The 15,608-nt window shown below is 73.4% G+C and carries 13 protein-coding genes; 5 read left to right on the top strand and 8 right to left on the bottom strand.

The window, feature by feature from the left end:
* Window positions 1-16: 16 nt before the first annotated feature.
* Entirely contained in the window at window positions 17-835 is an 819-nt protein-coding gene (gene folE / locus H288_RS0103255; RefSeq protein WP_020091161.1) for a GTP cyclohydrolase I FolE, read from the bottom strand.
* Window positions 836-1,075: 240 nt separating this feature from the next.
* Here folE and H288_RS0103250 point away from each other — a divergent pair, with 240 nt between their 5' ends.
* Together H288_RS0103250 and yidD are read left to right on the top strand one after the other, a co-directional pair.
* Entirely contained in the window at window positions 1,076-1,519 is a 444-nt protein-coding gene (locus tag H288_RS0103250) for an iron-sulfur cluster assembly scaffold protein (RefSeq protein ID WP_020091160.1), read from the top strand.
* Window positions 1,520-1,523: 4 nt separating this feature from the next.
* Entirely contained in the window at window positions 1,524-1,856 is a 333-nt protein-coding gene (gene yidD / locus H288_RS0103245; protein ID WP_020091159.1) for a membrane protein insertion efficiency factor YidD, read from the top strand.
* Between the two features lie 100 nt (window positions 1,857-1,956).
* Here the strand turns inward: yidD and pdxA are convergent, their stop codons facing one another.
* The gene (gene pdxA, locus H288_RS0103240) at window positions 1,957-2,985 is read right to left on the bottom strand and encodes a 4-hydroxythreonine-4-phosphate dehydrogenase PdxA (protein WP_020091158.1); all 1,029 of its coding nucleotides are present in this window, start codon (window positions 2,983-2,985) and stop codon (window positions 1,957-1,959) included.
* Window positions 2,982-4,085, bottom strand: coding sequence for a four-carbon acid sugar kinase family protein (locus H288_RS0103235; RefSeq protein WP_020091157.1), 1,104 nt, complete (start codon window positions 4,083-4,085; stop codon window positions 2,982-2,984). The genes pdxA and H288_RS0103235 overlap by 4 nt, the downstream gene beginning before the upstream one ends.
* Before the next feature lie 381 nt (window positions 4,086-4,466).
* Between H288_RS0103235 and H288_RS0103230 the strand changes: the two genes are divergently transcribed.
* The 3 genes from H288_RS0103230 to H288_RS36385 all read left to right on the top strand — a co-directional run bounded on the left by H288_RS0103230 (window position 4,467) and on the right by H288_RS36385 (window position 6,116).
* Window positions 4,467-5,471 (top strand): 2-keto-3-deoxygluconate permease, encoded by a 1,005-nt coding sequence (locus H288_RS0103230; RefSeq protein WP_020091156.1) that lies wholly within the window; start codon window positions 4,467-4,469, stop codon window positions 5,469-5,471.
* 122 nt (window positions 5,472-5,593) lie between these two features.
* The gene (locus H288_RS33745; protein WP_020091155.1) at window positions 5,594-5,764 is read left to right on the top strand and encodes a DUF3606 domain-containing protein; all 171 of its coding nucleotides are present in this window, start codon (window positions 5,594-5,596) and stop codon (window positions 5,762-5,764) included.
* A 52-nt stretch (window positions 5,765-5,816) separates the two neighbouring features.
* Window positions 5,817-6,116, top strand: coding sequence for a DUF2934 domain-containing protein (locus H288_RS36385; protein ID WP_020091154.1), 300 nt, complete (start codon window positions 5,817-5,819; stop codon window positions 6,114-6,116).
* 61 nt (window positions 6,117-6,177) lie between these two features.
* Here the strand turns inward: H288_RS36385 and H288_RS0103215 are convergent, their stop codons facing one another.
* From H288_RS0103215 to H288_RS0103195, 5 genes are all read right to left on the bottom strand, one after another.
* The gene (locus tag H288_RS0103215) at window positions 6,178-7,422 is read right to left on the bottom strand and encodes a methyl-accepting chemotaxis protein (protein ID WP_026604623.1); all 1,245 of its coding nucleotides are present in this window, start codon (window positions 7,420-7,422) and stop codon (window positions 6,178-6,180) included.
* A gap of 170 nt (window positions 7,423-7,592) precedes the next feature.
* The gene (locus tag H288_RS0103210) at window positions 7,593-10,739 is read right to left on the bottom strand and encodes a ribonuclease E/G (RefSeq protein WP_020091152.1); all 3,147 of its coding nucleotides are present in this window, start codon (window positions 10,737-10,739) and stop codon (window positions 7,593-7,595) included.
* A gap of 590 nt (window positions 10,740-11,329) precedes the next feature.
* Entirely contained in the window at window positions 11,330-12,670 is a 1,341-nt protein-coding gene (glcF, locus tag H288_RS0103205; RefSeq protein ID WP_020091151.1) for a glycolate oxidase subunit GlcF, read from the bottom strand.
* A gap of 58 nt (window positions 12,671-12,728) precedes the next feature.
* Complete coding sequence (locus tag H288_RS0103200; protein ID WP_020091150.1) at window positions 12,729-13,916, bottom strand: FAD-binding protein; 1,188 nt, start codon at window positions 13,914-13,916, stop codon at window positions 12,729-12,731.
* Between the two features lie 129 nt (window positions 13,917-14,045).
* Window positions 14,046-15,488 carry a polysaccharide biosynthesis C-terminal domain-containing protein gene (locus H288_RS0103195; protein ID WP_020091149.1) on the bottom strand — a complete coding sequence of 481 codons (1,443 nt, stop codon included), beginning with the start codon at window positions 15,486-15,488 and terminating at the stop codon, window positions 14,046-14,048.
* Window positions 15,489-15,608: the final 120 nt, after the last annotated feature.

The following is a 15,608-nucleotide window of genomic DNA, read 5'->3' as shown; positions in this document are numbered from 1 at the left end:
GAGGCGTCGCCCGGGGCTACTTGGCGCCGCCGCGCACCAGGGTCAGGAAGCGGACCTGCTCGTTAGCGTTGTCCTTGAAGACACCGCGGAACTGGCTGGTGATGGTCGAGACGCCGGCCTTCTGGACGCCGCGCATCGCCATGCAGAGATGCTCGGCCTCGACCATCACGGCGACGCCGCGGGGCTTGAGGATGCTCTCGATCACGTCGGCGATCTGGGCGGTCATGGTCTCCTGCGTCTGCAGGCGGCGGGCGAAGGTGTCGACCACGCGGGCGAGCTTCGACAGGCCGACCACGCCCCGGGTCGGGTAATAGGCGATGTGGGCAAGGCCCATGAACGGCACCATGTGGTGCTCGCAGTGGGAGTGGAACGGGATGTCGCGCACCAGCACGATGTCCGAGTAGCCCTCCACCTCCTCGAACACGCGCTCCAGCAGCTTCTCGGCGTCGACCGCGTAGCCGCCGAACAACTGCTCGTAGGCCTTGGTGACCCGGGCCGGGGTGTCGAGCAGGCCCTCGCGGGTCGGGTCGTCGCCGGCCCAGCGCAGGAGGGTGCGCACGGCGGCCTCGGCCTCGGCGCGGCTCGGGCGGCCGGTCTCGATCCCGTCCGGGACGCGGGTCGCGGAGGCCGGCTCGGGCGCCACCTCGACGGGACGGCCCTCATCCACCGGCCGATTGTCATTGCGCATGCCGTTCAGCCCTTGCCCGTCGCCCCCGTTCCGGTCGAAACCCTGGCCGTCACCCTGGTAGGACAAGGATTTGAGCGCGGCATCCATGGCATCTCCGGCCCGCGCGATGCGGGATTTCATCGGGGTGCTGTCGGGCTTGGCGTACATCGTCGGATCGCGTCGGGCGTTCGAGGGAAGATCCCGGGCTCGAAAAGGTTTCAAGCCGGCGCCCCGGGATGGACGAAAGGCCGTGGGAACCACCGTGGCCGTTGGCGCGACCCTGGTCGACGGCCCGCCTCCTCGCGAAGCGGCCGTATGGCGCCTATATCATCGTTCGCGGGGTAACGCGCAATGCGCGATGCACGCGGCAGAGTCCCGATGGGAAGTGTGCCTCCGGCCGAGGACCCGATGCTCGACGACATCTACAACCGCCGTATCCTGGAACTCGCCGCCGACATCCCCCGGCTCGGCCGGCTCGAGAACCCGGACGCGAGTGCCACGGCCCATTCGCGCCTGTGCGGCTCGACCGTGACGGTCGACCTCGTCCTGGGCGAGGACGGCCGGGTCGCGGATTTCGCCCAGGAGGTTCGGGCCTGCGCCCTGGGACAGGCCTCCTCGTCGCTGATGGGCCGGCACGTGGTCGGCGCCAGCGCGGACGAGCTGCGCGGCGTCCGCGCGGCCATGCGGTCGATGCTCAAGGAGAACGGCCCGGCGCCCGGCGGCGCGTGGTCGGACCTCGCGGTGCTCGAGCCGGTGCGGGACTTCAAGGCGCGCCACGCCTCGACGCTCCTGACCTTCGACGCGGTGGTGGACGCCCTCGACCAGATCGCCGCCAAGCGGCAGGCCGCCTGACGGGATGGTCCGGCGCGCCGCCCACTGGGCGATCCGCGGCTACCAGCTGACGCTGTCGGGCCTGATCGGGCGCCAGTGCCGCCACTGGCCGAGCTGCTCCGAGTACACCGACACGGCCATCGCCCGGCACGGGCTCTGGCCCGGCGGCTGGATGGGCTTCGCCCGGATCTGCCGCTGCGGGCCGTTCGGCACCTACGGCATCGACCTCGTCCCGGAGCGCGTGCCCGCGCGGGCGGTGTGGTACCGCCCCTGGGCCTACGGCCGCTGGCGCGGCGTCGAGGCGCCGCCGTCTCCGTTCGCCTGCGAGGCCGTGGGGCAGGAGGCCGACGCGCGGTAGATTTCGTTCCTGCTTTGTTTCACGTGAAACACGGGTGCCGGGCGGTCGGGCTGGCGGATCGGAGATCGCTTTTCGGAGATCCCGTGCGCCTGCCCCGCGCTCAACCGGCCTGACGGTTCGCCGCCAGCTTCTCGGCGAACTCGATCGCCTCGATGAGGCTGCGCTCGTTGGCGACGCCGGTGCCGGCGATGTCGAAGGCGGTGCCGTGATCGACCGAGGTGCGGATGATCGGTAGCCCCAGGGTGATGTTCACCCCCGACAGGTCCATCCACTTGCCCGTGGCCGGGTCGATCTCGAAGCCCAGGAGCTTGACCGGGATGTGTCCCTGGTCGTGGTACATCGCCACCACCGCGTCGTACTGGCCCGCCCGCAGCTTCACGAACACCGTGTCGCCCGGCACCGGGCCGTGCACGTCGAGCCCGTCGGCGTTGGCCGTCTCGATCACCGGCGCGCTGACGTCGATGTCCTGGCGCCCAAACAGGCCGCCCTCGCCGGCATGGGGGTTGAGCGCGGCGACCGCGATCTTCGGCCGGGCGAGACCCAGTCCCTTCAGCGCCCTGTCGGTGAGGTCGATGACGAGGCGCAGGCGCTCCGGGGTCAGGCGCTTGGGCACGTCCTCCAGGGCGACGTGGGTCGTGACGTGGGAGACCCGCATGTTGCCGTGGGCCAGCATCATCACTGAGCCGCGCACGCCGGTCAGCTCCGCCAGCATCTCGGTGTGGCCGGCATAGTGGTAGCCGGCCTTGTTGAGCGCCTCCTTGTTGAGGGGCGCGGTGACGATGCCGCCGATCCGGCCGGCCAGGGCGAGGCGAACGCCGGCCTCGATCGCCTTGTAGGCGAAGCGGCCGCCGTCGGCCGAGAGCCGGCCCGGCTCGATCGGCGCGCCCTCCGCGTCGGCCTGGAGGCAGCACAGCGCCGGCCAGTCGCCGTCCTCGGCGACCTCGGGAACGGGATCGGGCAGGAGGCCGAGCGCCCGCTCCGCGCGGCGCAGGGAGGGGGCGCTGCCGATGACGACGAGCTTGAGGTCGCCCGCGTCGATCCGGTGCTTCAGCCGGGCGGCGGCCTTGACGATGATCTCCGGGCCGATGCCGGCCGGATCGCCCATGGTGATGGCGAGATGTGAGGTCACGCGTCGCTCCTGCTGCGCGGAAAGCCGTTGCCGTGAAGTAGATCGCGCCAGACGTCCTCTGTTCCGAAGGCGCCGGATTTGGACACGACCGCGAGCCCGTCCCAGCGTCCGCCTCGCAGGGTCGAGCGGGGCAGGCCCGGGGTGATCTGCCCGGTGACGTCGAGGCGCGCGACGGAGAGCGCGAGGCACAGCGCCTTCAGGGTCTCGCCGCCGGCCACCAGCAGCGTGCCGGGCCGCGGGATGCGGTCGATCACCCCCGCGAAGGTCTGGGCGATCCGCGCCGCGGCGTGCTCCCGGGCGGTGCCCTCGGGCAGCGCGAGGCTCGCCAGGACGACGCCGTCCCGGTCGAGGCGCGCGGCCACCGCGCCGGCATGGTCCGGATGGCGCGCCGACAGGACGAGGTGGTGGGCGCCGCAGGCCGCGAGCTGCGCCGCGGTCTCGGGCCGGTCCGAGCCGAACAGCCCGAGGACGGGGCCGGCGAGCCGGTCGTCGCCCGGCGCCGCCACGCCGCGCGCCAGGGCCGCCGCGAGGCCGCCGCTGCCGCACCAGAGCACCGGCCTGCCGCCGCCGAGATCCGCGACCCGGGCGAGGTCGGCGTCGCTCGCCGCGTCGTAGACGGCGACGCCCGCCACCGGCCCGTCGGACACGTCGGCCCGGCGCGCCGGCAGCCCGACCGCCCGCAGGGCCTCGGCGATGTCGCCCGAGACCGGCTCGAAGCCCGCGCCGCGCCGGGCGAGCTGCCGCCCGCCCTCCGTGCGGCGTCCCTGATACGGGAAGGCCGGCGCCACCACGCAGCGCCCCCAGGTCCCTGTGCGAAGCACGGCCGCGAGTTCGGCCGCCCAGGGGCCGCGCAGCAGGCTGTCGACCTTCTTGAAGGCGATGTCGGCGCCGTCCAGCCGGGGCGCGAGGGCGCCGACGATCCGGTCGGCCTCCGCGGCCGAGCCTTCCCGGGTGCCGGAATCGATCGCCAGGCAGCCGGGTCCATCCCCCGCCAGGAGCTCCGGCCACGCCACCGGGATCGCCCCGCACAGGCCGGTGAAGCCCGCGGCCGTGTCGAGGGTGCCGGTGAGATCGTCGGCGATGAGGCGCAGGCGGGTCATGTCGGGCGGATCATGGCGGGAGCCGCGCCGGCCGCGCCCCCGGCCGAGCGCGGCTCGCGTGCTCGTTGTCAGGTTGTCGCGCGGCATACCGACCGGCCGGCGCGGCGGTCAAGCGGGCAGCCTCGCGCCGCGGATCGGCCGCCGCCCGGGCAAGGCCGCCGGGTCCAGGGAGCCGGACAGGGACGGGGACGTCGCTGACGACATCCGGGCCGCCGCAGATCGTGCCGGGCCGCGCCCAGGCAGGGATGGGCCCGCGCAATTGTCACCATGTGCACCGGTCCGGCCGCGCGTTGCGCAGCCTCGTCGAAAGGTTGTAGCAGGCCGCCCGGGGGGAAGGCGGGTGCCAGGATCCGGAACGGGCCGGCACCGGAAGGGCGACCCATGCAGATTCCCATCAAGCGCTCCCTGGAGCGCGTGCCCGGCGGCCTGATGGTGGTGCCGCTGTTCCTCGGCGCGATCCTCCACACGCTCTTCCCGGACACCGCGACCTTCTTCGGCTCGTTCACCGGCGCGCTGTTCAACGGCGCGCTGCCGATCCTGGCGGTGTTCTTCGTCTGCATGGGCGCGGGCATCGACTTCCGCGCCGCCCCGGCGATCGCCCGCAAGGGCGGCGTCCTGTTGGCCGCCAAGGTCGGCGTCGCGGCGATCATGGGCGTGGTGTTCGGGCAGATCCTCGGCGAGGCGCCGGTGGCCGGGGGCGCCTTCGCGGGGCTGTCGACGCTGGCGATCGTCGCCGCCATGAACGACACCAACGGCGGGCTCTACCTCGCCCTGATGGGCCAATTCGGCCGCCCGAAGGATGCGGGCGCCTACGCGATCATGAGCCTCGAATCCGGGCCGTTCCTCACCATGGTGACGCTCGGGCTGGCGGGCCTTTCGGCCTTCCCGTGGCCGACCCTGGTGGGCAGCATCCTGCCGCTGCTGATCGGGATGATCCTCGGCAACCTCGACCGCGACATGCGCGCCTTCCTGTCGGGGGCGGCGCCGGTGATGATCCCGTTCTTCGCCTTCGCCCTCGGCTTCGGGCTCGACCTCGCCAAGATCTGGCAGGCGGGCCTCCTCGGCATCGGCCTCGGCGCGGCGGTGGTGGCGATCACCGGGGCCGCCCTGTTCGTCGCCGACCGCCTCACCGGCGGCAACGGCGTGGCGGGCGTCGCCGCCGCCTCGACGGCCGGCAACGCGGCCGCCGTGCCGGCGATCATCGCCGCCGCCAACCCGGCCTACAAGGAGGCCGCCGGCCCCGCCACCGTGCTGGTGGCGGCGAGCGTGGTGGTCACGGCGCTGCTCGTGCCGCTGCTGACCGCCTTCGTGGCGGGGCGGGTCCGCCCGGACGCGGCCGAGGAGGATCCGGCGCCGGTCCCCAGCCCCGCTCCGACCGCACCCTGACGTCTCGCGCGGTCTAGCTGCGCGTCCCGCGCGACCGGCGGCAACCGAAGTCTCCGAGTCCGGTTGTCCCTCCAGGAAGCGCGGCACGGCCGCGTCTCACGGCGAACCGGAGCGGGCACTGCATGTCGACCGAATCCAGAGGCAAGACGCATATCGACATCTACGACCGCGCCACCCGCGAGGAGTGGGCGCAGCGTTTCGGCGTCAGCGAGGAGAGGCTGCGCAAGGCGGTGACCATGGTCGGGAGCCGGATCACCAGCGTCGCCGCCTATCTCGACAAGCCGGCCGCCTGAGACCGGCGCCATGGAAGTGCCCCCCGATTTCCGTCCGCCTCCGGATCATCCGATGGCGGGGACACCGGCGCACGGATCCGCACTCGGGTCCGAGTCTGGGTCCGAGCCCGCGCCGGGACCCGCGTCCGGGACCGACGCGGCGGCACCGCAGCCTTCGGCGCGGTCGTCCGACACGATCACGTTCGAGCAGATCCGCGAGCGGGCCTACGAGCTCTGGGAGCGCAACCACAGGCCCGAGGGCTTCGAGATCGAGTTCTGGCTGCTGGCCGAGCGGGAACTGCGCAAGGAGCGCGATCGCCGAAAGGCCGACGCGGCGCCGGCAGCGCCGCGCTCCGATCCGCCGCCGGCCTGACGGTCTCCGACCTTCATCCGAGACGGTCCCGGGTCACGGCGGACCCGGGATCGGATGACCTTCAGGCCTCGATCGCCGCCCGGGTTTCCTTCACCGCCGCCTCGAAGGCGACGAACGCCGTGGTCGCCGAGTCCCAGGTCTGGCTGCGCACGTGGCGGACCAGGGCGGCTGCCTGCTCGCGGGCCTGCGCCAGGGGCTTCTCGATGGCGGCCGGCCGCGTCGCGTCGGCGGGGATGCCCTCCGGCGGCGTGTCTGTCGAGCGCATGCCGACCAGGGTCGCCGCGATGGCGCGCCGCCACGCGGCGCAGTCCGCCGACAGGCGGATCACCCGCTGATCCGCGGCGGTGCCGGTCTGCCGGTCGAGCAGGGTGCGGCCGAGATCCTCGATCCGTCCGAGCTGCGCGAGGGCGTCGCCGATCTCGCGGCGGGCCTTGTCAGTCCCTTCCGCGATGCGGCCGACGTTCTGGGCGATGTCACCGGTGGCCTGCATCTGCTGGCCGAGGATCTCGGAGGCCTCACGCATCTGCGCCGCGACGTTCGCGACGGCGCCGCTCTCGGCCTCGACGCGGGCATTGGCCCGAACCATCGCGGACGCGCCGGCCTCGACGGCGTTGCGGCTGCGCGTCACGGCGGCCTGCATCGCCGCCATCTCCTCGCGCAGGCCGCTGACCCGCGCCCGGATCTCGTCCGTCGCCTTCGCGGTCTGCGCCGAGAGCGTCTTCACTTCGGCGGCGACCACCGCGAAGCCGCGGCCGGCCTCGCCGGCCCGCGCCGCCTCGATCGTGGCGTTGAGCGCCAGCAGGTTGGTCTGGGCCGAGATCGCCGCGATCGTGCCGGCCATCTCCTCGATCCGCAGCGCCGCGGTGGAGAAGCTGTCGAGTCGGCTGCCGATCTCCTCGGTGCCTTCCTCGATCCCGCGCATGCCGTCGGTGGCGCGATGCAGGTCGCCCACGCAGGTGGCGATGCCGGCCCGGGCCGTCTCGGCCATCTCGGCCGCCGACGAGGAGCGGGCGGCGATCTCACCCGTGGTCGCGGCGAGCTCCTCGCTGGCGGCCGCGATGAGCCGGGCCTGCTCAGCGGTGCCGGAGGCGTCGTGGGTCATCCAGCCGATCGAGGTGCCGGCGTCGGACGCGGAGGCGGACAGGCGCGCCAGGAGAGTCAGCCATTCCCGATCGACGGCCGGCTCCGCGACGGGCGTCGGGGCCGTCTCGACTGGCAAGACCGCCGCCGTCTCGACCGGGGCGGTCGCCGTCACCGGGGTTGCTAGCGCGTCAGGGATCTGACGCTGCCGGCGCAAACTGAACATGCGGGCCTCTCCGACACTCTAATCGGGGCGCATGGTCACACAGAACCTTCAACCAATGGTGAAGGATAGACCAGTCTCTCGACAAGCGTTGCGGGGCATCGGTGCAGCGCAACACGTCTACTTCGAGAAGTTGCGCCCCCTGATAGCGCTCTATCAGGGGGCGCAATGCTTCATTCGCCGGTCAGGGCCGCCTTGGTGCGCGACCACCAGCCGGCGCGCTTCGGCCGGTCCGGATCGGACGGCGGCGTCAGCACGATCGCCACGGGCTCGGGCGCCGGCTCGGCGGGAGCGGCCTCGGGCGAGCCGGCCTCTGCCTGCGCGCCGACGGTCGCCCGATCGGCCGCCGGCGCCGCGGACTCGACCGGGGCCACCGGCAGGTCCACCGCGGTCTCGGTCCGGTCCTCGGCGGCCGCGGCCGGCGCCGCCTCGATCGCCTCGGCCACAGCCTGGGCGCTCACCGGCTCCTCCGCCGACAGGGCGACGACATCGCCCGCGGCTTCCGGCGCGTCGTCCGTCTCGGACGCCTCGCGGGTGCGGCCCTCGCTGCGACCGCGGCCGCCCCGGCGCCCGCGGCGGCGGCGACGGCCGCCCTCGTCCTCGGACCGCGCCACCTCGTCCGAACCCGCGACGGCCTCGTCGGCCTCGCCGGCCTCCGCGGCGACGGCCGCGGCGGGAGCCTCGGTCCCGGCCGGCTGCGCGCCGTCCCAGTCCCCATCGCTCCGTTCCGCGTCCGAACGGGCGTCGTCGCGGCCGTCGTCCTGCTGGTCGTCCTGATCGTCGTCGCCGCGATCGTCCTCGGCGCGCCCGTCCTCGCCGCGGCCCTCCTGGCGACCGCCGCGCCGGCGGCGGCGACGACGGCGGCGGCGGCCCTCGCCCTCCTCGCGCGACCCGTCCTCGCGGGCCTCGGCGCGGCCCTCGTCGGCCTCGCCCTCGGCGTCGGTCTCGGTCTCAATCTCGGTCTCGGCCTCGTCGGCCTCCTCGTCCTCGTCGTCGAACTCCATCGCGGGCGAGATCGCCTGGGCGCGCACGCCCGTGACCGGGCCCTCCGCCCGCTGGGCCGGCTCACCGCGGTCGAGCTGGAACGGTGTGGTCGCCGCCAGCCGCTCGTCGGCCGCGATCGTGATCGTCACGCCGAAGCGCACCTCGAGCTCGCGCAGGTGTCCGCGCTTCTGGTTGAGGATGTAGAGCGCGATCTCGGTGCGGGTGCGCAGGACGAGGTTGTGGGAGGCCGACTTGAGCAGCACCTCCTCGATCGAGCGCAGGATGTGCAGCGCCACCGACGCGGTGGCGCGCACGAAGCCCGAGCCGCCGCAATGGGCGCAGGGGATCGAGGAGGATTCGAGCACGCCGGTGCGGATCCGCTGGCGGCTCATCTCCAGGAGGCCGAAGGGCGAGATCCGGCCGACCTGGATGCGGGCGCGGTCGTTCTTCAGGCACTCGTTGAGCTTCTTCTCGACGGCGCGGTTGTTCCGCTTCTCCTCCATGTCGATGAAGTCGATGACGATCAGGCCCGCGAGGTCGCGCAGCCGGAGCTGGCGGGCGACCTCCTCGGCGGCCTCCAGGTTCGTCTTGAGGGCGGTGTCCTCGATGTCGTGCTCGCGGGTGGCGCGGCCGGAGTTCACGTCGATCGAGACCAGGGCCTCGGTCGGGTTGATCACGAGGTAGCCGCCGGACTTCAGCGAGACGTGCGTGGAGAACATCGCGTCGAGCTGCTGCTCGACGCCGAAGCGGGCAAAGATCGGCGTCGAGTCGCGGTAGGGCTTCACGACCTTGGACTGGCCGGGCATCAGCATCCGCATGAAGTCCTTGGCCTCGCGGTAGGCGTCCTCGCCGGCGACCAGAACCTCGTCCAGATCCTTGTTGTAGAGGTCGCGGATGGCGCGCTTGATCAGCGAGCCCTCCTCGTAGACGAGGGCCGGCGCCATCGACGTCAGGGTCAGCTCGCGGACCGACTCCCACAGGCGCATCAGGTACTCGAAGTCGCGGGCGATCTCGGGCTTGGACCGCGAGGCGCCGGCGGTGCGCAGGATGACGCCCATCCCCTCGGGCACCTCCAAGTCCTGCACGACCTCCTTCAGGCGCTTGCGGTCGGCCGCCGAGGTGATCTTGCGGGAGATGCCGCCGCCCCGGCCGGTGTTGGGCATCAGCACCGAGTAGCGGCCGGCGAGCGACAGATAGGTCGTGAGCGCCGCGCCCTTCGTGCCGCGCTCCTCCTTGACCACCTGCACCAGGATGATCTGGCGGCGCTTGATCACCTCCTGGATCTTGTACTGGCGGCGGTAGTGGCGCGGACGCTCGGGGATCTCGGCCAGCGCGTCGCCGTTGCCGCCGACCTGGGCGATCTTGGGCTCGGCGTCGGGATCGTCGGACTCCTCATCGGACTCCTCGTCCGAGTCGTCATCCTCGTCGGACTCGTCCTCGTCGTCCTCCGACTCGTCCTCATCCTCGTCGTCGTCGGATTCCTCGTCGTCCTCCTCGGAGGCCTCGTCCAACGCTTCGGCCGACGGGTCGGCGGCGGTCGGCGCGGTCTCCTCGGCCTCGCTCGCCCCAGCCTCGCTCTCCTCCGTCACGATCGCGTGCGCGGCGGTCTCGTCCGGCGCGTCGGACACGGTCAGCGCCTCCGCCACGGCGATGCGGGCCTCCGGCTCGGAGGGGGCGTCCTCGGACGGGGCGGAGGCGGCGGCGACCGGCTCCGACGCGGCGGGGGCCGCCTGCGCCTCGACCGGCGCGGTCTGGGGCTCGGCGGCCTGCGCCGGCTCACCCTCCGGGAGGTCGCCGGCGGCGGCCTCGGAGGCGAGGGCCTCCTGCACGGCCTCGGGGTTCTCGGACAGCGTGTCGGGCTGGACGGCCGGGTCGATCCCCGACTCGTTCCGGATCTCGGCCTGATCCTCGCTCTCGGACGCCGCGTGCGTGTCCTCGGCGCTCACGGTCTCGTCGGCGCCGCGGGCGCGGGCCTCGGCACGGCGGCCGCGGGACCGGCGCGACGACGACCGGCGGCGCCGCTCCTCGCGCTCGCGGTGCTCCTCGGCGTCGCGGGCCTCCTCTTCGAGGAGTGCCTGCCGGTCGGCCAGCGGGATCTGGTAGTAGTCGGGATGGATCTCGTTGAAGGCCAGGAAGCCGTGGCGGTTGCCGCCGTACTCGACGAACGCCGCCTGGAGCGACGGCTCCACCCGGGTGACCTTGGCGAGGTAGATGTTGCCGCGCAGCTGGCGCCGGTTGGCGGCTTCGAAGTCGAACTCCTCGACCCTAGACCCGTGGACCGTGACGACCCGGGTCTCCTCCGGGTGCATCGCGTCGATCAGCATTTTGTTGGCCATGTCGGACTCTCGGCATGGCGGCCGACGTCGTTCTCCGTGCCCGTGGTCCCGGCGGCGCCTCGCCCGACGTCAATGCTGTCGGGCGGGATGCCGGCCTCGTCGCCGAGGCGGATGGGTTCGAGGGGAAATTGCCGTCAACCGCCGTTCGGCGCCCTGGGCGCCTGGGGTTGAAACAGGCCGGGCGGACGGACGGACCGGCGTGACGCACCGTTTGCGCCTCCGGGGCACGCGCAGCCTTATGCTGGGCCGTGCGTCCGTCCATCGTGGTCCCGACCTCGCGAAACAATCTCGGCCGGCGGGGGACCGGCCGTGAATTCCTGGGTGCGGCGGAGGATCTCCGCCGCGTCGTGCGACACCTGCCCGATCGCGGGCGGCACATGCCGCCGCCAAGCGGACCGACAGGGCCCGCCGCGACACCGCGACCGCTTTCGCGAGGAATTCGGTCACGTCCGCGGGCCGTTGCGGCGACCGGCGGGACCGGAGAGGGGTCGACATCATTACAGACCGCTGCGCGGATTTGGCAAGGGTCAACGTGAATAGATGTCACGGGCCTGTCACGGTGCGCGCGGCGCCACGCGACAGGTGTGTGTCTACTCCGCCGCTTCGAGCCGCGGCGTCACCCCGGCGAGCGCCGCGGGCTTCGGGCCGCCGGTCGCCCAGTCGAGCAGCTCGACCGTGTGGACGATTGGGATGCCGGTGCCCTTCCCGATCTGCGTGGCGCAGCCGATGTTGCCGGTGGCGATCACGTCGGGGCGCACGCGCTCGATGTTGGCGACCTTCCGGGCGCGCAGCTTCGCGGCGAGCTCCGGCTGCAGGATGTTGTAGGTCCCCGCCGAGCCGCAGCAGATATGGCCCTCGGGCACGTCCTTCACGGTGAAGCCCGCGCGCTTCAGCAGCGTCTTGGGCTCGAGGCGGATGCCCTGGCCGTGCTGCATCGAGCAGGCCGAGTGATAGGCCACGACGAGGTCGGTCTCGGCCACGGGGGCCAGGTCGAGCAGGGCGAGGTACTCGGTCACGTCCTTGGCCAGGCTCGAGACCCGCAGCGCCTTCTCGGCGTAGGCCGGGTCGTCGCGGAACATGAAGCCGTAATCCTTGATGGTCGTGCCGCAGCCCGAGGCCGTGACCAGGATCGCGTCGAGGCCCTGGGCGATCTCGGCGTCCCAGGCGTCGATCGCCTGCCTGGCATGGGCGTGGGCCGATTCCTCCTTGCCCATGTGGTGGGTCAGCGCCCCGCAGCAGCCCTCGTTCGCGTGCACCACCTCGATCCCGTGCCGGTTGAGCAGCCGGATCGCGGCGGCGTTGAAGTCCGGCCGCAGGACGCTCTGGGCGCAGCCGCGGAGGAGGGCGACGCGCCGGGCGGGCGTCCCGGCCGCCTGACCGCCCGCCGGCGGGAACCGGCCGGGCCGGTTCGTCGGCTCGCGGGGCGGCGCCCCGGCCGGCGCGAGGTCGAGCATGGCCGCGAGGCGGTTGCCGACCCGCGGCAGCCGGGCCACCAGCCCCCGGAACGGCGCGCCGAGCTTGGCGGCGGTGAGCGCGAGGCGGAAGCGGCCCGGATAGGGCAGGACCTGGGCGAGGAGCGCCCGCAGGAACCGGTCGCCGGCGGGGCGCGCGTAGGTCTCCTCGATATGGGCCCGGGCGTGGTCGACGAGGTGCATATAGTGCACCCCCGACGGGCAGGTGGTCATGCAGGACAGGCACGAGAGGCAGCGGTCGACGTGCTTGACCACCTCCTGCGAGGCCGGCTTGCCGCCCTCCAGCATGTCCTTGATCAGGTAGATCCGCCCGCGCGGGGAATCGAGCTCGTCCCCGAGCAGCAGGTAGGTCGGGCAGGTCGCCGTGCAGAATCCGCAATGCACGCAGGTCCGCAGGATCTTCTCCGACGCCGCCATGGCGGGATCGGCGAGCTGGGCGGGGGCGAAGTTGGTCTGCACGGGTCGCGTCCTCGGCGCCACGGCTCCCCACGCTCGGGGAGGGGCGGGATCTGAAGCTTCAGAGTCCGGCGTACATCCGGCCGGGGTTGAGCACCCCGGCGGGGTCGTGCGCCGCCTTGATGCCGGCGGTGAGCCGCATCAGCGGCTCGGCCAGCGGCTCGAACACCGGCACGGCGGCGCGCACGGCGTCGGGGGCCCGCACCAGCGTGGCGTGGCCGCCCTGAGCCCGCACCGCCCGGCGCACCGTCGCGGCGCCGGCATCGCCCGCCGCGCCGGTGGCGAGCCAGATCAGGCCGCCGCCCCAGTCGAAGAACCAGCGCGCGTCGCGCTCGGCCGCGACCGCCGCCGCCAGGGCCGGCCCGCGGGTCGGCGCGGTGGAGATCCGCCACAGGGCGGCCTCCCGCGGCTCGGCGAGCGGCGCCGCGTCGCGCACCGTCCGCCACAGGGCGGCGCCGGCCTCGCCGTCGATGATCTCGGGCTGGCCGTAGCGCTTCAGCAGGCGCCGCAGCTCGCCCGTGCGGTAGTTGATGGAGTCGGAGAAACCCTCGAGGCGCATCAGGGTCCGCGCCTCCGGGGCGCCGATCCCCGCCGGCAGGTGCGCGGCGCCCGTGAGCTCGAAGGGCGAGCCAAGCGCCTCCGACAGGGCGGTCACCGCCCGCGTGTCGTCCAGGCCGGAGAAGACCAGGGTCGCCACCCGCTCGCAGGCGGGCAGCACCTTGAAGGTGACCTCGGTGAGGAGGCCCAGCGTGCCGTGGGCGCCGGCCATCAGCTTCACGAGATCGAGGCCGGTGACGTTCTTCATCACCCGGCCGCCCGACTTGATCGCCTCGCCGCGCCCGTTGACGAAGCGCACGCCGATCAGGCTGTCCCGGGCGGCGCCGGCATTGATCCGCCGGGGGCCGGCATTGTTGATCGCCGCCACGGCCCCGAGGGTCGGCTCGCCGGCGGTGCCGTACAGGCCGCGCAGGTCCATCGGCTCGAAGGGCAGCATCTGGCCGCGGGAGGCGAGCAGCGCCTCGACCTCGGCGAGCGGCGTCCCGGCCCGGGCCGCCACCACCATCTCGGCGGGCTCGTAGAGCGTGACGCCGATGAGCGCCTGCGCGGAGAGCGTCGCGCTGTCCTGCGCGGGCCGGCCGAGCCCCGCGGCGGTGCCGCCGCCGGCGAGGCGCAGGCCCTCGCCGCGCCCGGCGGCGGCCCGCACGATCTCCCCGGCCTCCGCCTCGGTGCCGGGCTCGTAGACGCCCATCGTTCCCGTCCCGGTCCTGTTTGTATCCATTCCAGGACGGGTGTCGCCGGATCCGGCGGCGGATTCAAGCGCAGGCGGAGTCGCGGGGTTTCAGCGGCGGGATTTCCACTGCGCCGCCTTCGCGTGAGTCTACTCCGCCGGCACGGTCCGCGCCGGGCGCAGGCGCGCCAGGACCTGACGGCGCAGGCCGGCGATGTCGAAGATCCAGACCAGGGCGCCGTAGAGAACCATCCCGGACGGGACCAGCACGGCCAGGGCGGTGGCGGGCGGCAGCTGCCGGAAGGGGGCGAGGGCGAGCCCCATCGCCGCGCAGGCGAGCGCGGCGACGCCGATCTCGCCCCAGGGCAGCGCGATGCGCCCCGGGCCGGTGAGGGCGCGCCAGCCGAGCCACGTTCCGGCGGCGGCGAGGCCCGCGGTCTGCGCCACCGCGACGCCGAGCCCGCCCATCCGGTCCGGGAGGACCAGCAGGCCGGCGCCGTTCACCGCGAGGCCGACCAGGGCGGCGGCGACCACCGGCAGGGTCTTGCGGCGGATCTGGAAGACCGGGTTGAGGGCGTAGAACATCATCGCGAGGCAGAACAGGCCCGGCATCAGCACGGTGCTGTAGGTCTCGAACGGTCCGCGATAGGCGTCCGGCACCACCAGGCCCTGGAGGGCCGGCAGCACCGCCCAGAAGCCGACCGCGCAGGGTGCCAGCAGGGCGAACACGGTGCCGGCATTGGCGGCGACCTGCGCCTCTGCGGCGGCGCGGCCGCTCTGCTCCTCGGCCTGCACGGCGAACTGGAACAGCAGCAGGTCGAGGGCGGTGCCCAGCGTCATCAGCGAGCGCGAGGTGACGTCGGCCGCCAGGGCGAAGTAGCCGGCCTCGGCGAAGCCGGCATGGCCCGCGATGGCGCCGCGATTGACGAAGGCGAGGCACTGGTAGGCGGTGTTGGCGGCGATCAGCGGCAGGCCGTAGCGCGCGAAGACCCGCCAGGTCGTCGACAGGCGCGGCCGCTCGAGGGGCGTGCGCGGGTCGCGCAGGGGGTGGCGCAGCACCGCCACCGCGAGGAGCTGGCTGAGCCCCGCCGCCGCCAGCACCCAGGCCGGCTGGGGCAGCCACCACGCCGCCGCGGCCATCATGGCGAAGGACAGGACGTTCTTCACCGCCACGAGGCCGAGATAGAGCTTGCCGTCGAACCGCGCCCGGGCGAGGGCCGCGTGGTAGTCGAACACGCCGATGCCCAGGGCCGCGAGGCCGGTGCCGCACAGGACCGCCTCGCGCCCGTCGGCGCCGCCGGCGAAGCCGAAGGCCCCGCACAGGGCCGCGGCGGCCAGGAGCAGCGCGCCGATGCGCAGGTAGGCCCGGTCGAGCCCGTGGCGGATCCACGGCTCGTCGACGCGCACGCGCCCCGAGTAGAACCGCGTCGCCGACAGGCGCAGCCACTCGAACAGCACCGTGTTCAGCACGATGGCGCCGGTGGTCGCGAGGGCGAACCGGCCGAAATCCGCCGGCCCCAGCAGCTTGGCGATCAGCAGGCCGAGGACGAAGTTGAGCCCCGCATTGATGACGAAGGCGACGATCACGGCCATGGACGGCGACTCATGCGCGGCGGGATTGCCCCCGCCCGTTGCGTACGCTGTAGCGCGCGAGCCGTAAGACTCCCCTAAACGGGCGAGATCGGGGCGGAGACCCGCGCGGCTCCCGGCACC

The organism is Methylobacterium sp. 285MFTsu5.1 (genome assembly GCF_000383455.1).
Taxonomy (GTDB): domain Bacteria; phylum Pseudomonadota; class Alphaproteobacteria; order Rhizobiales; family Beijerinckiaceae; genus Methylobacterium.
This window is presented reverse-complemented; position numbering and strand designations above follow the sequence as displayed.